General features: G+C 27.0%; 18 protein-coding genes. 10 read left to right on the plus strand and 8 right to left on the minus strand.

The window, feature by feature from the left end:
• Positions 1-6: 6 nt before the first annotated feature.
• From EXC62_RS05630 to EXC62_RS05645, 4 genes are all read left to right on the plus strand, one after another.
• On the plus strand, positions 7-1,257 hold the full coding sequence (locus tag EXC62_RS05630) for an aminopeptidase P family protein (protein WP_026390797.1): 1,251 nt from the start codon (positions 7-9) through the stop codon (positions 1,255-1,257).
• A gap of 74 nt (positions 1,258-1,331) precedes the next feature.
• Entirely contained in the window at positions 1,332-1,958 is a 627-nt protein-coding gene (locus tag EXC62_RS05635; protein WP_162140266.1) for a hypothetical protein, read from the plus strand.
• Positions 1,955-2,728 (plus strand): hypothetical protein, encoded by a 774-nt coding sequence (locus EXC62_RS05640; RefSeq protein ID WP_162140265.1) that lies wholly within the window; start codon positions 1,955-1,957, stop codon positions 2,726-2,728. The genes EXC62_RS05635 and EXC62_RS05640 overlap by 4 nt, the downstream gene beginning before the upstream one ends.
• Positions 2,715-3,263, plus strand: a complete 549-nt coding sequence (locus EXC62_RS05645) for an ATP-binding cassette domain-containing protein (protein WP_162140264.1) — start codon at positions 2,715-2,717, stop codon at positions 3,261-3,263. Before EXC62_RS05640 ends, EXC62_RS05645 begins: the two co-directional genes overlap by 14 nt.
• 707 nt (positions 3,264-3,970) lie before the next feature.
• On the opposite strand, the gene EXC62_RS05650 is transcribed toward EXC62_RS05645, so the two are convergent.
• Both EXC62_RS05650 and EXC62_RS05655 read right to left on the minus strand, forming a co-directional pair.
• Positions 3,971-5,140 carry an ABC transporter permease gene (locus tag EXC62_RS05650; RefSeq protein ID WP_026390792.1) on the minus strand — a complete coding sequence of 390 codons (1,170 nt, stop codon included), beginning with the start codon at positions 5,138-5,140 and terminating at the stop codon, positions 3,971-3,973.
• A complete protein-coding gene (locus EXC62_RS05655) occupies positions 5,137-5,913 on the minus strand; it encodes an ABC transporter ATP-binding protein (RefSeq protein ID WP_162140263.1) in 777 nt (258 codons plus the stop codon). The genes EXC62_RS05650 and EXC62_RS05655 overlap by 4 nt, the downstream gene beginning before the upstream one ends.
• Before the next feature lie 1,588 nt (positions 5,914-7,501).
• On the opposite strand from EXC62_RS05655, the gene EXC62_RS05660 reads away from it, so the two are divergent.
• Positions 7,502-8,479 (plus strand): asparaginase, encoded by a 978-nt coding sequence (locus EXC62_RS05660; RefSeq protein ID WP_026390790.1) that lies wholly within the window; start codon positions 7,502-7,504, stop codon positions 8,477-8,479.
• Between the two features lie 115 nt (positions 8,480-8,594).
• Here the strand turns inward: EXC62_RS05660 and deoB are convergent, their stop codons facing one another.
• From deoB to lepA, 4 genes are all read right to left on the minus strand, one after another.
• Positions 8,595-9,779 (minus strand): phosphopentomutase, encoded by a 1,185-nt coding sequence (deoB, locus tag EXC62_RS05665; RefSeq protein WP_026390789.1) that lies wholly within the window; start codon positions 9,777-9,779, stop codon positions 8,595-8,597.
• A complete protein-coding gene (gene xerD, locus EXC62_RS05670) occupies positions 9,766-10,674 on the minus strand; it encodes a site-specific tyrosine recombinase XerD (RefSeq protein ID WP_026390788.1) in 909 nt (302 codons plus the stop codon). The genes deoB and xerD overlap by 14 nt, the downstream gene beginning before the upstream one ends.
• The gene (gene hemW, locus EXC62_RS08850) at positions 10,671-11,762 is read right to left on the minus strand and encodes a radical SAM family heme chaperone HemW (protein WP_162140262.1); all 1,092 of its coding nucleotides are present in this window, start codon (positions 11,760-11,762) and stop codon (positions 10,671-10,673) included. Before hemW ends, xerD begins: the two co-directional genes overlap by 4 nt.
• A 102-nt stretch (positions 11,763-11,864) precedes the next feature.
• Complete coding sequence (gene lepA, locus EXC62_RS08855) at positions 11,865-13,688, minus strand: translation elongation factor 4 (RefSeq protein WP_162140261.1); 1,824 nt, start codon at positions 13,686-13,688, stop codon at positions 11,865-11,867.
• Between the two features lie 170 nt (positions 13,689-13,858).
• Between lepA and EXC62_RS05680 the strand changes: the two genes are divergently transcribed.
• The 4 genes from EXC62_RS05680 (at position 13,859) to EXC62_RS05695 (ending at position 18,815) form a co-directional block, all read left to right on the plus strand.
• Complete coding sequence (locus tag EXC62_RS05680; RefSeq protein ID WP_026390787.1) at positions 13,859-14,767, plus strand: LptM family lipoprotein; 909 nt, start codon at positions 13,859-13,861, stop codon at positions 14,765-14,767.
• Positions 14,768-14,881: 114 nt separating this feature from the next.
• The gene (locus tag EXC62_RS05685; protein WP_162140260.1) at positions 14,882-15,826 is read left to right on the plus strand and encodes a TIGR01212 family radical SAM protein; all 945 of its coding nucleotides are present in this window, start codon (positions 14,882-14,884) and stop codon (positions 15,824-15,826) included.
• Positions 15,807-16,343, plus strand: coding sequence for a tRNA (mnm(5)s(2)U34)-methyltransferase (locus EXC62_RS05690; protein WP_026390785.1), 537 nt, complete (start codon positions 15,807-15,809; stop codon positions 16,341-16,343). Before EXC62_RS05685 ends, EXC62_RS05690 begins: the two co-directional genes overlap by 20 nt.
• Positions 16,344-16,355: 12 nt before the next feature.
• Positions 16,356-18,815, plus strand: coding sequence for a S41 family peptidase (locus EXC62_RS05695; protein WP_026390784.1), 2,460 nt, complete (start codon positions 16,356-16,358; stop codon positions 18,813-18,815).
• A gap of 43 nt (positions 18,816-18,858) precedes the next feature.
• Here the strand turns inward: EXC62_RS05695 and EXC62_RS05700 are convergent, their stop codons facing one another.
• A complete protein-coding gene (locus tag EXC62_RS05700; RefSeq protein WP_052589972.1) occupies positions 18,859-20,067 on the minus strand; it encodes a hemolysin family protein in 1,209 nt (402 codons plus the stop codon).
• Complete coding sequence (locus EXC62_RS05705) at positions 20,060-21,370, minus strand: hemolysin family protein (RefSeq protein WP_035375810.1); 1,311 nt, start codon at positions 21,368-21,370, stop codon at positions 20,060-20,062. Before EXC62_RS05705 ends, EXC62_RS05700 begins: the two co-directional genes overlap by 8 nt.
• A 308-nt stretch (positions 21,371-21,678) precedes the next feature.
• On the opposite strand from EXC62_RS05705, the gene EXC62_RS05710 reads away from it, so the two are divergent.
• Complete coding sequence (locus EXC62_RS05710; RefSeq protein ID WP_026391024.1) at positions 21,679-23,064, plus strand: ISNCY family transposase; 1,386 nt, start codon at positions 21,679-21,681, stop codon at positions 23,062-23,064.
• The last annotated feature ends 262 nt before the right edge of the window (positions 23,065-23,326 follow it).

Consider the following 23,326-nt stretch of genomic DNA (forward strand, 5'->3'; position numbering starts at 1 on the left):
AAGAAAATGCTTGAAAAAAGAAGAGAAAATTATTTGAATTCAGTAGAAAATAAAAGTATTTCATTTTTTTACTCAGGTTTCCTAAAACAAAAATCAAATGATCAATATTACCCATTTAGTGTAAATAGAAATTTTTTCTATTTAACAAATGTTGACCAAGAAAATGTTGTTTTGCTAATCGTTAAAGGTGAAAAAAGAAGTGAATCATTTTTATTTTTAGAAAAGGTAGACCCAATTAAAGCTTTATGGGATGGTGAAACATTATCATTCGAAAAAGCATCAGAATTAAGTGGTATCTCACTTACAAATATAATAGATATTGAAACATTAGATGTATTTGTAAATCAATTATTAGGTGTTTCAAGAGCTGCACAATTTGGTGAAATTAAAAATTTTTATTTTGATTTAGAGAAACAAAAACCAAGTCGTTTCTTAAGTCATGTAGAAATAATCGCTAATGATTATAGACAAAATTATCCAGCTGTTAATGTTTTAAATTCTAATAGAGTATTAGCAAAACTTAGAATGGCTAAAGATCAACTTGAGGTTGAAGAAACAAATAAAGCTATGGCTATCACAAAAACAGCATTAGAACACGTTATGAAAAGTTTGAAAGCAAATATGAATGAAGCTGAAATTGAAGCTGAATATAACTATATTTTGAATAAAAATGGTGTTGAAACATCTTTTGATACAATTGTAGGTTCAGGTTCAAATGGAACAATTCTACATTATGTTGATAACAATGACACAATAAATGATAACGAATTAGTTTTATTTGATTTAGGTGTTAAATACAATAATTATTGTTCAGATATCTCAAGAACATATCCAGCAAATGGAAAATTTACTAAAAGACAAAAAGAGATTTATGAAATAGTTTTAGAAGCTAATAAAAAAACTATTGAATGGTTAAAACCTGGACTAACAATTAAAGAGTTTAATGAATTTGGTCGTAATATTCTAATTAATGGTTTAAAGCGAATTGGACTTATCAAAGAAGATTCTGAAATAACAAAGTATTACTATCATAGTTTAGGACACTACTTAGGCTTAGATGTTCATGATGTTGGTCTATATGATGAAGTTATTCCTGTTGGAGCAATAATAACTGTTGAACCTGGTTTATACATTGCTGAAGAAGCTATCGGAATTAGAATCGAAGATAATATTCTAATAACTGAAAATGGTGGTATTAATTTATCAAAAGATTTGATTAAAGAAGTTAACGATATTGAAAAATTTATGAAGAAATAAGCAGAAATGCTTATTTTTTTTTGAAAAGTAAAATTACTTTTGTGCAACTAATATATGTTAGGAGGCGAAAGAAAATGAAAAAATTTTTAATTATTGTAATATTAGGTTTACTATTGATTGTAAGCGTGGGTAATGTTAATGCTAGTAAGCATTATACAAATTTTGAAGACATCAAACTAACAAAAGGTAAGTTGATAAATGATTATAGTGATAAAGATTTATCAAAATATTATAAGAAAGTTGATAAGAAGAAGTTTAGTGGATGGCGTATTGAGGAAATTAATAAACGAGTTAAAGTTACGTTTGTCGGTGAAACCCTATTTTCGTATTACAATGATGGTTATACATCAATGGATTATACATATAAGATGGATACTCGTGAAGTTTCAAAGTATAATTTTTCAGCAACGGGTTCAATTGGTGTTAAAACAAGTGGAACAAAAGGTGGTTTTAAAAGTGGATTAGATGGCTCAATCAAGTTATCATATACTAATGAAAAGCAAATAGAGAAGAAAGAATCCTATGAAATAAAAGTTAAGGTTGATCCAGGAACCCAAGTAAATTTATATACATATGGTGAAGGTAAAATAACAAATGGAGTTGCTGCTAAATATTTCTTTTGGTTTAGAATAAATAGAGGTGGGTATGAAGTCTTTGAACTTACAACAGAATATCAACGTTTAGAGAAGGTTAGAATATGAAAAAATACGTATTAATTTCAAGTGTTTTTGTATGTTTTATTCTACTAATTGTATTGATAGTTACTAACAAAAAATCTATCGATAAGAAGTTTATTACTGTAGATACACTATATTCATTTTTGTATAACGAAAACCAAAAGATTGAAATTGAAATTTATATAAATGATGATGAATTTCCACTGCTTGAAAAAAATATCTATAATGATTTTAAACTACATGATGAAAAATATAAAAAAAATCTTAGTTTGGAATTAGTAGATGTTACATATTCACATAGTGAGATGCTTAATAATGAGTATTTTCATAAGTATATATTTAAATTTAAAATGCCTAATCTAACAAGTGATTACAGCATTGAAGAAGCTATACTAGATATTAGTTTTATGAATAATAATAAGATTAGTTTAAAAATTGGAGATTTAAGTCTTATGTATATTGAATCTGAAAGTGAAATTAAATGGATTTCAATAGATTCAAAGAAAAATGATCCGAGTGATCTTCAAATCTCTCAAATTAGGATTGAACTTGAACAAATAATAACTAATATTGATACAATAAGTATTTATCCAGAAAGTAATCTAAAATATAGTTATATTGGTAATACATTAATAATAGACTTATTAAAATACGATTTAGTTTGTAATTATATACCAATAATTATCAAAACTAAAGATAAGCAAATATATACAATTAGTAATCATCGTTTTTTGATTGAATATAATATATTAGAAAATGCAGGAAAGAGATTGAATATATATGATTTTAATTGATTTGATAAATGTTGGAAAGAAATACTTGAATCGAAAAATTTCTTTTAAAGTATATAAAAATGATTTTATTATCATTACTGGAGAAAATGGAACTGGTAAATCAACAATATTAAAAATTATTAGTGGTTATATAAAAAGTGATTACGGACTTTGTGTAAGAGGAAACTTGAAAATCTCATACATGGAAGAAATATTTGATTTACCAGATATGAAAGTTATTGATTATTTAAAGATTATGGAAGATATAAAAAAAGGAAGATATAATGATTTACTTGCAGAAGCGTTTGAAATACCATTACAGCAATATACTTCTAAGTTATCTAAAGGCAATAAACAAAAACTTGGAATAGTTGTTAACTTGATAGGTGATAGTGACATTAACATATTTGATGAACCATTGAATGGTTTGGATAAAGTTAGTATTAAAGTTTTTACAGATTATCTTAAAAGTAAAAAGAATAGCAGAACTTTTATTATAAATACCCATTATCCAGGTGTTTTTAAAGAATTCTGTAATAAGCATATCTCACTATGATTTCAATATATGTTCAGCAATTTCAAACTTTCAAGGCTAAAATAGGGCTTTTAATTTACTTATGTTTACTAATACTAAACTTTGTTATTTTCTTACCATTTGATGTACCAAAGTATGATTTGTTTTTTAATACAACCTACTATATTGAAACCTATACAACGTTAAGTTATGAACTTTTGAAGATTATAGTAGTTATGGGACTTATAGCATTAATTTATGATCATAATAAGAATTACCATAATAATCTAACTTGTTTTAAATCTCGCTCGTATGTTATTTTAAATAAAATCCTCATCTATACATTTATTATATTAATTAATGGTGTAGTAATAGTGACTTTAAAGCTATCTGTTCTACGTTTATTTCGTTTTAATGATTTAGTGACACCAAATACTATGGAAATGTTTGAAACGCTTATTTTAGACTGTTTTGTTATTCTCTTTATAGGTTTGTTAATTGTTAGAAAGAAAACTAAAATAAGTATTTTTTTAATAGCGATTATATATTTTATATTGAACATATATTATCAAAATAGTACATCAATTATCTTATTTTATTTATTCCCAGTCCATGGTCAAAAGTATTACAATTATAAGAATAGTGAGTGTTATCAAATTCTTTACATAATAATCTTGATATTCCTGAATTTTGTCAAATATAACAATGAGGATATATAAAAAAAGTTGCCGTTAATAGGCAACTTTTTATTATTTATTAAACATAACTTTTTCTGAATTAAACATTTTAGTTAAACCAAATATTCCAACACCAACAATTAACATATTAATTATAATCGTAATTAAGAAGTTTATTGGATCAAATTCAAAATTTAATATTGAAGTAATTGATTGTACTGAATTATATATTGGTATAAAATATCCGGCTTTACCTTGCGTTGATGCACCTGTCATCGATGTAATACTAATCATCATATTAATAATCATAAGGACAGAAGCAAATGAAGAAGCTTCCTTTATAGACTTAGAATAAGCAGAAATCAATGAAATTAATACTACAAAAATTAAGGTTGTAGTTATTAAAACAATGAATAATAAAATATATTGAACAGGTCCATAGATGTTTAAATTAATATCAGAACCTTGAATTAACTTAGGTAAGGATAGCATTAATCCTATAAAACTTGATGCTGCACTAACTAAAGATACGAGGCTTAATGAAATTATTTTACCAAGAGCTATTTCACTACGTTTAACTGGGGTTGCAAGCAAGGTTGCAATTGTTCCACGTTCTTTTTCTCCAGCGATTGATTCAATAGAGATTGACATTGCTCCAGAGAATAAGAAAGTAATCAATAAGAACGGAATTATTGCTGTAACAACTCTAATAGCTATGGATTCATCAGTAGCAAGATCGAATTTAAGATCTTGATTTTTATTAATATCAAACTTATTTGATATTGAACGTTCGAAGTTATCTAAGGCGCTATAATATAATTCATATGCTGTTGCAGATTCTTTTTTACTTGAGTTATAGTATATTTTAACTTCAGGTTTATCAGTTTCATTGTTCATTTCAGCATAGAAATCAATATCATAAATCACATATAAATCTAATTCTTTATTAGTAATTTGTTTAAAAATTACGTCATCAGTCAAATCATTTTTATCAATAAGTTCAAATTTAGTACTATTAATTATTAAGAAGTTTTCATTGTTTTTAAATTCTTCTGGGTAGTTTACAACGATTGCTTTGTACGTATAATCATCAACTACATTTGTTTGTTTTGCTAGAAAAGTTCCCATTAAACTATAAATAACAAATATCATAATACCTGGAAGAAGCAGTGAGACTAACATTCTTCTATCTGTGAAAAATCTTTTAAGTTCTTTCTTTATAATTGTTAACATATTTTTCATTCTAATTCTCCTCCTTGTGCATTGTAAACTTTAAAGAAAACATTCTCTAACGTATCGTTTTTTGTAATGTTTGGAAGAGTATCTTCGAGTGTCATTTTTCCGTTAATAATTATACCTACACGGTCACATAGTTTTTCAACTAAAGAGAAGATGTGAGTTGATAGAATTATTGTCTTTCCTAACGACTTTAATTCCTCTAAAAAGTCTGTTACTGTTTTAGCTGTAATAATGTCTAAACCATTAGTTGGCTCATCAAAAATAATGATTTTTGGATCATGAACTATTGATATAACTAGTGAAACTTTTTGTTTCATACCAGTTGATAAATCACCGACTTTAACTTCACTAAATTCATCAATGCCAAATTTTTTAAATAAATAATTTTTTCGTTCTTCAAGAACAGTTTTTTCAACACCATGTAATTCACCAAAATAATCAAATAAATAATTAGGTGTGAAGAAGTCTTCAAGTTTAAGTTCGCTTGTTAGAAAACCAATTCTCTTTCTAACTTCATTTGGTTGTTTAGTTACAGAAAAACCTTCAATAAATGCATCACCATCTTCAGTCTTAATAAGAGTGGATAAGATTCTAAGAGTAGTAGTTTTCCCTGCTCCATTAGGTCCTAAAAGACCGTATATTTCACCTTCGAATGCTTTGAAGGATAAACCATCAACTGCAATTTTTACACGCTGATTTGTTTTTTCAATTCTTTGTTGTTTCTTAGATAATTTAAAAGTTTTTACTAAGTTTTCAACTAAAAGTATTTCTTTCATATTAACCTCCTCATGTTGTTATTAATCATTTTTCTTACAATGCTTTAGTATGTAAACAAAGAAATAAAACTCTTAAAGTTTATATAATTGGCCTACGTTTAACACTGTAAAATAAGTATACAACAAAAACCACTTAATTACAATTAGTAAAGATTCCAAATAAAAAAATTTATAAGTGAAAAATGTAAGTTTAGTAAAAATAAACAAAGAGATTGAAAAATTTTAGTAGTCAAAAAGGTATTTTTTTTATGTTCAATAATTGAAACGACTATTTAACTCGAAGATAATTAATAGAGGTATAGTTTAAAATAAAAGTAGATGTTTTTAAATACTAAATTAAATATTCAATTGACTTAAGAAAAAATAGAATAGCAAGATTATATTTTTTTATATAGATTAAGCAACAGAGAATTAGCTGGTAAGAATAAGTATTACTCATATTAAAAAAGTAATCTTTTAAAAATATAGGAGTTTACTAAATAATTACTTTTTAATAATTGGCAAAATTCTTTATTATATTTTAAAATGATGACCTGAAAATTGTAAGTTTACTATAACTAAACTTTGACTTTTTTTATTTTAGAAATTTTAAAATAGTTGAATATTAATATTTCAAATAAAATGATTGTACTATGAAAGAATTAGGTTAGCACCAATTAGCTGATCAAGATAATGGTATAAAACAACTGAATAAGAAAAACTTGAGGGAAAATAAATTTTAGAAAAAAAACTAAAAAACGAGTTAATGGAATATCAATAAATTGATAAGTCAAGTCCTCAAAACGCGTGCTATATTTTGATGTATTTCTAAGATTAAAAATTTTTGATATTGATTCCAGTGTTAATAGTAAATAGTCTCGTTTTTAAAAATGTAGAGTGTAATAATTATAGCTAAGTTGAAAATTCATTGTTTACTATTTATATACTTTTAAAACTGCATTATTTTTTATAAGAAAAAATTTGTATCTAGTAAAATTTTTAAAATAAAAATATCAACCATTTTTGTTGTGATGAAATTGTTGCGATAAGTTATAGAATAATGAAATTTATTTTAGATACTTACGAGGTGCTTAATAGAAGAAGTAGATGTTATAAATTAACTGATTGCATTAATCCATAGTCTGATCTTACAAGAGTTAAAATAACATTATTTATGTCTTAAATAGCGTTTGAACAAATAAGATGGATAAATATCTTAGTAAAGAACACTCAAGCGCTCAAAACTACTCTTTATATAACTTAATCATACTCATTTTGTATTTATGATTACGAATATATAAGGGTGAAACTCAAATAATTAGCAATAATTATGGTCATAGTAGATTTAAAACACTATTAATAGAAGTTTTTTATATTTCAAACATTATATATTAGTTCCTATAATATATATTATGTAAACCTATTGTTGTGTTGATTGTTGTGCGAACAACTAAATTAGTGTTGATATGTTGGTAAAAATGTTGTGTTAAATTTACTGGTTTGTTTCTGCTTTTAGGTTTAATCGCATATAATTTAGTGAAAATAAACTTACTGAATATTTGTTAATATCAATCTCTAAAAATGTGCTAAAATATATGTGGTGATTAATATGAAAAAGAAAATTTTATTAATTTTAACTGGTGGTACGATATCAATGAACAAACGTGATGAAGATCAACTAGTTAATATCTCAGATGAATATGATAAAGTTATTGATGAAGTTAAAGACAATTTAAGAGAGATTGACCTTGACTATTGTGTGTTTTCAATGGTTCCATCGCCTCATATGAAATTGACTGATATGTTTAATTTAAGTAAACTTATTGATTTAAAGCTTAATGAAACGAATATTGATGGTATTGTTGTTACGCATGGTACTGATACTTTAGAGGAAACTTCATACATGGTCGATTTATATGTTAACTCTAAAAAACCTGTCGTATTTACAGGTTCAATGCGAAGTCATTCAGATATCTCTTATGACGGAATTAGAAATCTTGTTTCAGCAATTTTGGTTGCTTCTTCTGATGATTCTAAAAATCAAGGTGTTCTCGTTGTCTTAAACGATGAGATCAATTCAGCTGCTGAAGTAACAAAAACTCATACTTTATCACTTGATACTTTTAAGTCATTAGACTTTGGGCCTTTAGGAATTATTGATAATTCAAGCGTATATTTTTATAGAACAAGGATTAAAAATACTAAACATATAAGACCAACTGAAATTATACGCAATGTCGAGATTGTAAAAATATCTTCAGGCTCAAGTTCACTTTTACTAAACTTACTGATTGATAATGATATTGATGGCATTATTTTAGAATCACTTGGAAGAGGTAATACAACACCTGATTCTTTACCAGGCGTGATTAGAGCGATTGAAAAAAATATTCCTGTAGTATTAACAAGTCGAGTTCCCATGGGAAGAGTTCTCGGCACCTATGGTTATGTAGGTGGTGGTGGTCATTTAGAAAAATTAGGTGTAATTTTTGCTCCTAACTTAAACAGTCAGAAGGCCAGAATAAAATTGTTGATGTTACTTAATAGTGATATTGAAACTGATGATTATTATAGTTATTTCAAATAATTATAAATAACATAAATTCACTAATAAGTTTATAAATACTAAACTTACGTTTTTTGAACAAAAAAAGTGCTTATTTTATTAATAGGCACTTTTTGTTTATTTTACGCTTTATATTCTATTTTAATAACTTTAGAAAACTACTACCATGTTTAGGTTTTTCAGTATTGAAATTTTCAGCAATAGTATATCCGATATCGGCAAATGTTTTTCGAATCGGAAGTTCATTTCCACCGTCTGAGAATTTCTTTGAATATATTAATAAAGGTACATATTCTCTTGTATGATCAGTTCCATGATGTATTGGATCATTACCATGATCAGCTGTTAAAATTAGCAAATCGTCTTCCTTTAAATTCTTAATCAAATCTGGAAGTTGTGAATCGAATTCTTCAATAGCTTTTCCATATCCAAGTGGATCTCTTCTATGACCATATAATGCATCAAAATCAACTAGATTTAAGAAACATAAACCTTGAAAATCTTCTTTAGCAATTTCAGTTATTTGTTTCATTCCATCATTGTTTGACTTTGTTTTTGAAAAACGATTAATACCAAATCCGTCAAAAATATCGTTGATTTTACCTAAAGCAATGACATCAATTTCTTTCTCATCTAAATAGTTTAGAGTTGTCTTTTCAAATGGTTTTAATGCATAATCATGTCGGTTTGGTGTTCTAGCAAAATCATTTTTATTAGTACCAATAAATGGTCTGGCAATTACTCGTCCAACCTTCCATTCAGGCTTCATTGTTATTTCACGAGCTATCTCACAAATACGATATTGTTCTTCGATTGGAATGATTCCTTCATGCATTGCAATTTGTAAAACACTATCTGCTGAAGTATAAACGATTAGGGCTTTTGTTTTCATATGTTCTTCACCTAATTCTTTTAAAATCTCCGTACCTGATGCAGCATAATTTCCAATTGTTTTATATCCGGTTTTTTTCTCTAATTCATCAATTAACTCTTTAGGAAATCCAGTGTCAGTAAATGTTTGGAAAGGTTTATCAATATAGAGTCCCATCATTTCCCAATGGCCAGTCATTGTATCTTTTCCAAGTGATGCTTCTTGCATTTTTGTATAGTAAGCAAGTGGTTTCTTAACTGGAGGTACATTCTTAATAGGAGCGATATTTCCATATCCAAATTTTTGTAAATTAGGGATTTTCAAATCCATTCTCTCAGCAATATGACCAATGGTATTTGCTCCTTTATCTCCGTACTTTTCAGCATCTGGAGCTTCACCAATTCCTAGACTATCTAGAACAATCAAAAAAATTCTTTTATACATTTTTATTTCCTCCTTTAGCTCTTGGATGTGTATTCTCATAAACATCTTTTAAGCGTTTATTATTTATATGGGTATATATTTGTGTTGTCGATATATCTTCATGTCCTAATAAGGTTTGTAGTGTTCTTAAATCCATTCCATTCTCAAGTAAATGAGTGGCAAATGAATGTCTTAGCGTATGAGGTGATATATCAGTTTTTATATTTGCTTCTTTTGTAAGAAGTTTTAATAGTTTAAAAAATCCCTGCCTTGATAGTTTACTACCGGCATTATTAATGAATAAGTAACTACTAGTTTCACCTTTTAGTAATTGCTCTCTAGACTTTAAAATATAAGTTTTACAAGCCTTAACAGCCATTTCTGAGATAGGAACGATTCTTTCCTTATCTCCCTTACCAATTACGTTTATATAGGCTTCATTTAGATGTAAATCTCCTAATTTAAGATCTAAAAGTTCTGAAACTCTAAGTCCAGAACCATAAATTAATTCTAGTAAAGCAATGTTTCTTTTTCCTAATTCTGTTGTTATATCAATTGTTTCTAATAGTTTTGTTATTTCTTCAATAGAAATAACTTGTGGCAATTTTTTTTTACTTTTAGGTGCTTCAATTTTTTTTGCATAATCTTCATCTATTTCTTGTTCAATAGCAAGAAAGTGATAAAAACTTTTTAATGCTGTAAGCTTTCTTGCATAACTAGAACTAGAAAACTTTTTTCTGACTGTTTTTAAGTAGTTTTCAAGATGTTTACTTTCAATTTTTTTTGGTTTAGTAACATTATGATACTTTTCTAAAAAAACAATGTATTGGCTAAGATCTTTCATGTAAGCTTTGATAGTATTAGCTGAAAGGCCTTTTTCTTTCTTTAAAAACATTTCATAATCTTTTACTATATATTTCATACGAATACCTCAAAAACTTGATTTCCAAAGTTGATTCCTTGTCTAGTTAACTGTAAAAATCCATTGTTTACTTTTACTAAACCTAACTTTATTTTTTCCTTTAATTCTGGATATTTATCTAGTAATACTATACTATACTTTGTTTCTAACTTTTTAATATCTATACCTTCCATTAATCTTAATCCAAAGATTAATTCATCTGCAAGATTATCTTCTTTAGTTTGTTTTACACTTACTGCTTGCCATTTATCATGATATTTATTTAATGATTTATTATTATATGTTCGATAATTGTCGACAAAACCGTGTGCACCAAGTCCAACACCAATATAGTCACTTAATGTCCAATACAATTTATTGTGTTCTGAATATTTTTTGTTTTTAGCAAAATTTGAAATCTCATAATGTTCAAAACCCATTTCTTCAAGTTCTTTAATCACTATATCAAACATTTCACCTTCGATATCATTATCAACAGGTTGAAATTCACCTTTTAAAAACTGATGATAAAAGTATGTTTTGTCTTCAAGAATTAAGGAATAACAAGAAACATGGTCAATATTAAGTTTTTTCACATTTTCTAAATCATTGCAAAGCATCTCTATTGTTTGACCTGGAATTGCGTATATTAAGTCAATACTAATATTTGTTATTCCAAGCATTTTTAAATTATTTACAGAGTAATATATCATATCTTTAGTATGCTTACGATTAACAAACTTTAAAATCTCGTCACTAAAACTTTGAACACCTAAACTAACTCTATTAATACCATATTTTTTAAATATTAGACCTTTATCCATTGAATATGACTCTGGGTTAACTTCGATAGTTATTTCACTAGCTTTGATTTCTTTAATTGCAGTAAATAAGACTTCTAATTGATATGGTTTTAACATACTTGGTGTTCCACCACCAATATAAATTGTATTTATTGTTTCAAAATGCTCTTTATATGTAGCAATCTCTTTTGATAAACTCTCTAAATATTTATCAACAACATCATCATTTTTAGGTACTTGCTTTACAAAATCACAATAATGACAGATATATTCACAAAATGGAATATGTATATATAAACCTTTCATGAAATCACTCTCTTTCTTTATAAAAATATTATACATCAAAACACACTTTTTTCATATTATTATGTAAACCGAAAAAAAGAAGACTTTAGTAGTCTTCAAGTTTCATTCTTCATTATTTGATAAAATTGCAAGGAATGCTTCTTGTGGAACCTCAACACTACCTACAGATTTCATCTTCTTCTTTCCTTCTTTTTGTTTCTCTAATAGTTTTTTCTTTCTACTAATATCTCCACCATAACACTTAGCTAAAACATCTTTTCTAATTGCTCTAATAGTTGATCTAGCAATGATTTTATTACCAACTGCAGCTTGAATAGGAATTTCAAACATATGACGTGGTATTAAATCTTTCAATTTATCACAAATCACTTTACCTCTTTGGTATGCAAAATCTTTATGAACAATAACCGATAAAGCATCAACTACTTCATTGTTAAGTAAAATATCCATTTTTTGAAGGCTTGATGTTCGATAATCCGAGATTTCATAATCAAATGAAGCATAGCCTCGTGTAGTTGATTTAAGCTTATCAAAAAAATCATAAACAATTTCAGATAAAGGTAAATAGTAAACAATTGATACTCTTGTAGCATCTAAGTAAACCATATTTTCAAAAATACCACGTTTCTTTTGTGATAAATCCATTACAGCACCAACATATTCACTTGGTGACATGATTGTCGCTTTTACGTAAGGTTCTTCTATATAATCCACTTTTTGAGGTGCAGGAAGCATTGATGGATTATCTATTTCAATTTTAGATCCATCTGTTAAGTATACATGATATATTACCGATGGAGCGGTTGCTAAAATATCAATGTTAAATTCACGTCTAATTCTTTCTTGAATTATCTCCATATGTAATAACCCTAAGAAACCTGTTCTAAATCCAAAACCTAGAGCTTGTGATGTTTCAGGTTCATATATTAACGATGCATCATTTAATTTAAGTTTATCAAGGGCATCTTTAAGATCATTATATTTAGAACTATCAATTGGATATAAACCACAAAAAACTACCGGATTCATTTGGCGATAACCGGGTAAAGCTTGTTTTGCAGGTTTTTCAACCTTTGTTATGGTATCACCAACTCTTACAGTATCAATTGTTTTAATTGCTGCTGTAACATAACCAACATCTCCTGGGCCAAGAATCTCTCTAGGGCTTATTTTTGGAGTAAACACTCCAACTTCAATTACTTCATATACAGCTTTTGATGCCATAAATTTAATTTGATCACCTTTTTTTATTGTTCCATTAACAACTCTTATTGATGGAATAACACCTTTATAAGCATCATAAAGTGAGTCGAAAACTAGTGCTTGTAACGGTTCATCAGCATTTCCTGTTGGTGCAGGTACATCAGTAATAATTCTTTCTAAAATATCATCAATACCAATTCCTTCTTTTGCAGAAGCAAGAATTGCGTTACTTGCATCAATACCAATTACATCTTCGATTTCTTTTTTCACTTTTTCTGGTTCAGCACTTGGCAAATCAATTTTATTAATTACTGGTATAATTTCTAAATCATTATCGATAGCAAGATACACATTTGCTAATGTTTGGGCTTCTATTCCTTGGGCGGCATCAACAACTAAAATAGCACCTTCACATGCAGCTAAAGAACGTGATACTTCGTATGTAAAATCGACATGTCCTGGAGTATCAATTAAATGCATGATATATTCTTCACCATTTTTTGCAGTATAATTCATTTGAACAGCATTAAGTTTTATAGTAATGCCTCTTTCTCTTTCTAAATCCATAGAATCTAATAATTGGGCTTTCATATCTCTATCTGCAACAGTATTAGTCTTTTGTAATAATCGGTCAGCTAAAGTTGACTTTCCATGATCTATATGGGCTATAATAGAAAAATTTCTTATTTTCTTTTGTCTATCAGTATATTTTTTATAATCCATTTTATCACCTTTCTCGCTTATATATTTTAACATTATTTATATGAAAATAAAATATAATAATACTGCTTATCTAGTAAAACGCTTTCTAAATATTTCTTTATATATTTGCTTGCATGTCATTTGACATTATTGTATAATGATGATATAGAAAACCGAGGAGGAAAATAAATATGAAAAAAATATTAGGATTATTTTTTGTTGCCATAACTGCTGTTGCATTAGTAGCATGTGGGAAAAAAGAATATGGTGTAGATGGTACTTTTACTGCGTTTGAAGTTGGAGTAAATAGTGGTGCTGCTCAAGTTACTTGGGTAGATGTAACAATTCAAAAAGGTAAAGTTGCTAAATACTTTATTGATGCTAGACAAGGTAAAATTGTTGAAGGTAAACAAGTTTGGAACGCTGAAACTAAGAAAGAACTTCAATATGGATACCGTATGCACGGTCAAAATGATTTATCAGTTGAAGATTACAAAAAATACTTAGCTGATAATAACCTAAAAGAATGGTTTGAACAAGCTGAACTTTTAGAAAAAGAATTCTTAGCTAAAGGTGTTGAAAATGTTAATGTTAAAGATAATTACTTTGAAAATGTTACCGGTGTGACGATCAAAGATGGTTCTTATACTAAACTTGCTAAGGCTGCTTTAGAAAATGCTAAAAAGGGTGTTACAATCGCATTTGAAGTTGGAGTAAATAGTGGTGCTGCTCAAGTTACTTGGGTAGATGTAACAATTGAAAAAGGTAAAGTTGCTAAATACTTTATTGATGCTAGACAAGGTAAAATTGTTGAAGGTAAACAAGTTTGGAACGCTGAAACTAAGAAAGAACTTCAATATGGATACCGTATGCACGGTCAAAATGATTTATCAGTTGAAGATTACAAAAAATACTTAGCTGATAATAACCTAAAAGAATGGTTTGAACAAGCTGAACTTTTAGAAAAAGAATTCTTAGCTAAAGGTGTTGAAAATGTTAATGTTAAAGATAATTACTTTGAAAATGTTACCGGTGTGACGATCAAAGATGGTTCTTATACTAAACTTGCTAAGGCTGCTTTAGCTAAAGTTGGTAAATAATAAGATTAAAGTATAAAGAATTGTTGATTAATCAGCAATTCTTTTTTTTATAAAATTTTACATTCTATTTACAAAAATTAATGATACAATATATCTCTAAGGATGTGTTTTAAAATGAAATTTACTATAAATGAACGTTACAACAACTTAAGTTCATATTATAAAAATAAATACGGAAAAAAAGTATTTAAAGTCCCTATTAATGCGGGATTTACTTGTCCTAACTTAGATGGTAAGGTTGCAAAAGGTGGTTGTAAATTTTGTTCCGCTTTTGGTAGTGGTGAGTTTGGTGGGAATAAAAAAGATTCATTCCAAAAACAATTTGATGAAGTTAAAGAACGCATGCATCAAAAATGGCCGGATGCTTTCTATACAGTTTATTTCCAATCGTATACAAATACATATGCCCCTCTTCCTAAACTGAAAGAACTTTATGAAGAAGCCATTTCTCTTGATTCTAATATCGTTCAGATTAGTATTTCAACGAGACCAGATGAAATAAGTCAAGAAATTGTTGATTATTTATATGAACTAGATCAAAGAATCGATGTACAAATAGAACTTGGTTTACAAACAATTCATGAAAAAACTGCTAATGATATGAATCGTGCGCATGATTTACAATCCTTTATTGATGCAGTTGCTCTTCTTCGCTCAAGAAATATCGAAACGGTTGTTCATATCATGGATGGTCTTCCAGGTGAAACGTATGATATGATGATTGAAACAATCAAATTTCTTAATACACAAGATATTCAAGGTATTAAGATACATATGTTAAATATTCTATTGAACTCTAAATTAGGTCGTGAATACTTGAAAAATCCTTTTCCAGTACTAACAAGAGATGAATATCTTAAGGTTGTTGTAGATCAAATTGCATGGCTTAGAGATGATATAGTGATACACCGTTTAACAGGTGATGGTGATCCTAAATATCTAATTGAACCTAAATGGATAATGAAGAAATTTACTGTTTTAAATGATATTAACAAGCGATTAAAACAATTAGATTTATATCAAGGAGTATATTATAATAATGCAAAGAAACATCGTTGATTTAACACATTTACTTCTACTTGATTATTTAAATAAAGATACGATTGCTATTGATATGACACTTGGAAATGGTTTTGATACATTATTTTTAGCTAAAAAATCTAAGCATGTTTATTCATATGATATTCAAGAAAAAGCATTCTTAAATAGTAAAAAACTTTTGGATGAAAATAAGATAACTAATGTTACCTTTCTAAAAGAAAGTCACAACAATATTGATAAATTAAATGTTGATTACCAATTAGTACTTTTTAATCTAGGTTATTTACCTGGATCAGATAAAACAATAACTACATTATCTGAAACAACTATTGATGCAATCTCAAAAGTTCTTGTTAAAGATAGCCTTAAAGTACTTGCTATTGTGATTTACAGAGGACATACCGAAGGACAAATTGAAGACTTAAAGATTATTGATTTATTAAAATCAGTTAATGATTCTTTTAAAGTTACAAAATTAGAAACATTAAATACTAAAAAACCATCACCATATTTGATACTAATCGAAAAAAAATAGGAGAAAAACATAATGAAAAAGGCGCTACTACTTCTCTTAGTTTTACTAACAAGTATAACTATTGTATCATGTACAAAAAACGAAGTAACAATTGATAAAGCTATAGAAGAAATTAGATTTAATACTGAAGTGAATTCAGATTTTGAATTGCCAACTTCAATTTATAATTATAAATTAGAATGGCAAACAACAAGTGAGAATTTATTAATTGAAAATCAAGATACTAACAAAGTTTTAATTAAACTAGTTAAAGAAACAAATGTTGTAACTGCAACATTAACGCTAATTATTAGTAATAGTTATGATTCAAAAGTAAAAAATTATACAATAACAATATCATCATTACCATCTAACGAAGAAAAGGTTTCTGTTTCTTACTATGATGGTAATACATTAATTGAATCAATTAACTATAAATACAATACTTTAGCTATTGAAAAATCAGATTATAATCCTGAAGGATATTCGTTAGAAGGTTGGTTTACAGATAAAAAGCTAACTATTAAATATGATTTTAATACTCCGCTACTAAGTAATCTTACTTTATATGCAAAATTAATTAAAAACCCTATAACTGACTCAGAAATGATTGATAGTGACTTAGATAATTTAAGTACTCTTGACTTTTCAACAGAAAATGAAAAAATTGATTTACCATTAAAAGGAAAATATAATTCTAAAATTGTTTGGCAATCAAATAATCCTAAAATCATTAGTGATCAAGGTTTCATCTTCTACCCTAGTGAAAGAACAGTTGTTAAACTAACAGCAACTTTAACCCTTAAAAACTTTAAAAAAACATTTTCTAAAGATATAACTGTTGATCCATTTTCTAGGACTACAAACCTTAATTTAAATAGTAAAAAATTGGATTTTAAGAATTTGGAAACAACATTTAATATCCCAAGTAATCGTAAAATTGACACTTATTATTTAAATGATGGATTATTACCTTACGTTGATGTCCAAAACTTTTTTGAATCATTAAATGGATTTATCTTATATGATAAGTTAAGATTTGATTATCAAGACGATTATTTAATTAAAATAAGTTATAACTATAATTCATCAAATTATCTTGCAACAATTGATTTTAAATCCAATACAATAACAACACAATCACTAACTTTTTTTGATTATTATACAATTGAGTATGATGGAATCTCTTATGATAACTATGGAATTACTGACAAGATAATCAGTTCCACTCTAGGTGATGATGTCCTCTTTAATTTAAATAAATACAATGTGAATACGTTTATTTATAAGGATAGTATTACTAATAAAAGTAAATTTTTAATTCCTTACCATTTTGCTAATCATATCTTCACTGGTTCTTCATATTATAATACCTATTATAATGGCGATGAGTATTATGGTTTTTATGAAACACCTGAAGAAAATTCACTTAATGAAGTTAAAAAAAGTTCACTTAATAACCAAAAAATAACAGATGATGTCTTATATTCAAACTATAATATGCTTGCTTTTCTTTTTGATAATTACTATGGTTTAGTAGATCCTGAGACTCCTATAAATGATTATTATGATATTTTAGTTGATTATCAAGATGATTTATTAGTTGATGACTCAAATAGACTTTCTCAAAATATTGCAAACTTCTTATATAAGGAAATCGATGATTTACATACTAGTTTTGCTATGGAGGGATATTATAATTCATCTTCATATACAATTAGTTATGATAATATGGAATTTGGTGAAAGACAAGATAAATTCTATAGTCAAATCTATGATATAGAAGATTTAGTTAATCAGAAACATGATATTTATGATTATAATGGTTATATTGACTACGATAAACTTGATAATATGAAAACATATCGATTCCTTGATACAAATAAAACTACGGCAGTAATCTTTTTATATGAATTTTTATTAGATGAATCTGATGTAAGTTCAAAAGGTATTATACGAGATGCACTTCAAAATATATATAAAGAGAGTTCAAACACTAAAAATATTGTTTTAGATTTATCAATTAATGGTGGAGGACATGTTGGAGCAGTTTTTGATGTTTTAGGTTTTATGACTAGTGAAGCTGTTACTCATACAAGTTTTAATCCATTAACAAATTCTTCTTTAACTTATTCATCTATTTCCGATATGAGTAGTGTTCCTAAAAGTGTTTTAGATAAATCAAGATCTAATAATTGGTATATTTTAAGTACAATTGGAACTTTTAGTTCCGCAAACGCAACTGTTGCATTAGCAAAAGAATATGGATATGCTAAGATTATTGGTGAAAAATCTGGTGGTGGTGCATCATCAATTCAACCTGTTGTCTTAGTCGATGGATCAATAATATATATCAGCAGTCTAGATGTTATTACATTTAGTAGAAACAATAAATTTGTTAATATCGAATATGGAGTTGAACCAGATATTAATCTAAATCATCTGAAAATACAGGATGATAAATCAATTCTAAATGCAATTTTAAACAACTAAAGAGAAAAGAGATTGATAAACAATAACATCAATCTCTTTTTTTCTAATCTTCTATTATGTAATTACCAATACTTTCAGGATGAATAGTTATTTCAACTTCTAAGATCATTTTACTATTAGCCTTTAGAACTTTTACATCTAAATTCTTATATTTGAAGCTATCTCCTTTTACACCCATTTTTCCAAGATTCGCAAGAACCCATCCATTAATGGTTGAATAGTCTTCATCATCTAAATCTTCAAAATCAATTATATCTTCTAAATCTTCTAAATAGGTTGAACCTAAAATAACATATTTTGAATCATCAATTTTTTTAATATTTTCGGATATTTTATCATGTTCGTCCCAAATATCTCCAACTAATTCCTCTAAAATATCTTCCATTGTAACAATTCCTAGTGTTCCACCATATTCATCTTTAACAATTGCCATATGATGTTTTCTTGTTTTAAAGAAAGTAAGTAAATCATTTATACTCATATATTCTGTAACATCAATTGGTTTTTGAATTATTGAGTCTAATGGTTTTTTTTCGATAAGAACTTTATTATAAAAATCTTTATGGTTAATAATTCCAATAATATTATCAATATTTTCATTAAAAACAGGTAATCTTGAATAACCAGAATCTCTAAACTTCTTTGTTATTTTTTCTAATGTCGAATCTCTGTTAATAGCAACAATCTCAGTTCTCGGTGTTAAAATATCTTCAACTTTTAAATCATCAAAATCTAAAACACTTTTTATTAACTGGCTTTCATTTTCATTAATGCTGTCATCTTCTTCTGCCTTATCAATAATGTTCAAGAATTCATCTTCAGTCATCTTTTTCTTATTTGGTTGGTAGAGTAAATTTCTAAGTACTACATATAAAAATGTTAAAGGAAATAAGCCATACTTGATCAATAAAATAAAAGGTTTAAATAATGTAAGTATTGTTAAAGGTTTATTTTCTGCAATTGATAAAATTGGCAATACAGCAAATATACCAATAATTGCATTCCCACCAAATAATGTAATAATTGTCGATATAAGTTCATTAAAATAATTTCTCATGAAAATATACATCAAGATATTAAAAAGTGCTAAAACAATCAATAAAGCATAATTAATTGCGTTTCTAGTATAGACATTATTAATAATATTGTTACTTAGTTCTTTCTTTCCTTTTAAAGTGTTTAGAGAGAAACTAATTGAGAAAATTATTAATAGAACTAATAGTAAAACTATAAGCCATGGTAAATTATTCATTATCATCACCAACTTCTAAATTAGAATCTAATTTTGTAACTTTAACTTTTTCAATAACTCTTTCATTGTATTCAACAACTTCATAATTAAATCCGTTATAATCAAATTGAATTTTTTCATCTTTTTCAGGAAAATGTCCAATTTCTCCAAGTATAAATCCGCTTAAAGTATCATATTCATCTACTGGTAATCCAGCTTTAATTTTATCTTCAACATCATCAATACTAGCTAAACCATCAATAATATATGTAGTATCATCAATAACAATAACATCTTCTGTAATATCATCATATTCATCAAAAATATTACCAACTATTTCTTCAAGAAGATCTTCAATTGTAACAATTCCTGAAGTACCACCAAATTCATCAATTACGATAGCCATATGATTTTTTGTTTTTTGCATTTCTTTAAATAATTCAGCAGTTTTCATTGATTCTGGAATATAAAATGGCTTTCTTAATATTTTTCTAATATTAATCTTTTCATGTTTTAATGCATAATATAGTAAGTCTTTTACATGCAATATACCTACGATATTATCAATTGATTCTTCGTAAACTGGAATTCTTGAAAATCCTTCATTTTTTATACATTCAATAATGTCATCGAATGACATATTAATATCTATTCCAGTAACTTCTGTTCTATGTGTCATTACTTCACTAACATATTGATCATCAAAATCTAAAACTTTTTCAATCATTTCTTTTTCTCGTTCTTTAATTGCGTCACCACTACCAATTACTAGCATTCTTAATTCATCTTCAGTCATTTCTTCTTTTTGTTCTTTTATGCCTAATAAACGTGAAATACCATTTGCTGATTTAGTTAATAAGATTACTAAAACTCTCATGATTTTATTAATAACATTTAAGACTCCAACAGTTCGATAAATAAACTTTTCAGGATTTTGAATTGCAATTTTTTTAGGAACTAATTCCCCAAAAACCACTTGTAAATAAGTCAAAATAATTGTAATTACAATTTTAATTAATCCTTGCCATAAACTAGATTCAAGAAAACTTTCTCCTAACAGTTTTAAAATTGGCTCTGTAAAAGCTTCTGCTGCAAGAAAACCATTGATAAAACCAATAAAAGTAATACCAACTTGAATAGTTGATAAAAAGTTAGTTGGATTTTTAATATATTTTAAAGTAAGCTTTGCTCTTTTGTTTCCATTATCACTATCACTTTTAACTTTGATTTCATTTGCAGCAACTAAAGCTGCCTCGCTTCCTGCAAAAAATGCATTAATAAGAATTAATAAAATAATTAACAATACGTTCGTTAATACACCCATGATTTCACCTCTAATTTATAACAAAAAAAGACATCATAAAATATGCCACTTCTACTGTTAGTATTATGAACTTCCATGAATATATCAGCCGTCCTCTGACTGTGTTCTTCCATTTCTTTTCTTTTTCTCCTTCAATCATCTTAAATAAGACGTTATAATAATTATACATTTTTTTTATTAATTGTCAATATTTTGATATTACTGTGTGGTTATCTTGTGATAATGTCTTAAGTAGTATCTTTTAATAATGTCCCAAACATTAGAAACTATAATACAATATTAAGTACTTAATATAATGGAGGTACTTAATGAGAAAGGTAGAACTAAAACCAATGGAACAAATGAAATATGAAACAATAAAAAAATTAGTAATAAATAACGGTAATAAACTTAATGCTGCTAATAAACTAGGTATATCAATCAGACAAGTTAATAGATTAATTATCAAATATAATGAACAAGGTAAAGAAAGTTTTATTCATGGTAATAGAAAGAAGTCTCCTTCTCTTATAATTACAGATGAAATGAAAAAACAAATTTTGAATTTATATAACAACAAGTACTACAACTTCAACTTTAAACATTTTAAAGAAATGCTCCTAGAAAATGAGAAAATTAAAATATCTTATAATTCACTATACAATCTCTTAGATAAAAATCTTATCTTATCACCAAAAGCTGAAATAATTACTAAGAGAAAATATCGTGATAGAATTCAAACAAAAATAGATTTAAACGAATCCTTATCTATTCAAGAAAAGAGTCTTATCATTGATAATAACATCTTAGATCCTAAAGATAATCACGCAAGGCTTCCAAGAAAAAAATACGGTGGTGAGTTATTACAAATGGATGCATCAGAACATTTATGGTTCGGAGATAAAAAGACTCATCTACACGCTGCAATAGACGATGCTACAGGTATGATAGTTGGTGCATATTTCGATCATCAAGAGACTCTAAACGGCTATTACAACGTTTTAAAACAAACATTAGAGAATCACGGGATACCTAATGAACTTTTAACTGATAGAAGAACAATCTTCGATTATAAATCATTAAAAAACCCTCAACCTGAATATAGTACATTAACACAGTTTGGTTATGCCTGCGAGCAGCTCGGTATAACTTTAAGTGTTACTTCTATTCCTCAAGCTAAGGGGAGGATTGAACGTTTATTTGGCACATTACAATCCCGTTTAATAAATGAGTTACGAATTAATAATATTAAAACCATAAATCAAGCTAATGAGTTCCTACAATCATATCTTGGTAAGTTTAATAAACAATTCTCTCTCATTAATGATAATATACCACAAGTTTACGAAAAGATTAATAGTGATACTGATTTAAACTTAATTTTAGCCATTATATCTAATCGAGTATTTGATCGTGGATCAGCTTTAAAGTATCAAAATAAATATTTTCAAGCTTATAGTAAAAATGGCGACTTAGTAAACTTTAAACACCGAACAAAAGCTATAGTTATTAAATCTTTTGATAATAAACTATATTGTTTAATTAACAGCGTGTACTATAAACTAATCGAATTAGAATCTCATGAAAGTAATTCTAAAGAATTTGATTTGCCTGTTGAAAAAGAAAAGAAAAAATACACTGTTCCTAATAGTCATCCATGGAAAAGTGATTCTTATAATCGGATGATAGAAAGAGCAATGTATAAATCACGTTAATGATCTTATTTTTTTAGGACATTTTCAAAAGATATTGACATATTTTGATATTACTGTAATCAATTCTACATCTTTTTATTAATAAGCAATGAATTATTTTTACATGTATTTTTTGTAAACAAATATTTACAAGAACACCAAGAGATATTTTCATAAATTGCTTGAAAAATAATCAATAATTTGGTATTATATCTTTTGAAGGGGAGTAGTTAGCTCTAAATGTATCGTCAATACGGATTTTATCCCGGTGCATTTCAAGTTA

The organism is Haploplasma axanthum, assembly GCF_900660745.1.
GTDB classification, from domain to species: domain Bacteria; phylum Bacillota_I; class Bacilli_A; order Acholeplasmatales; family Acholeplasmataceae; genus Haploplasma; species Haploplasma axanthum.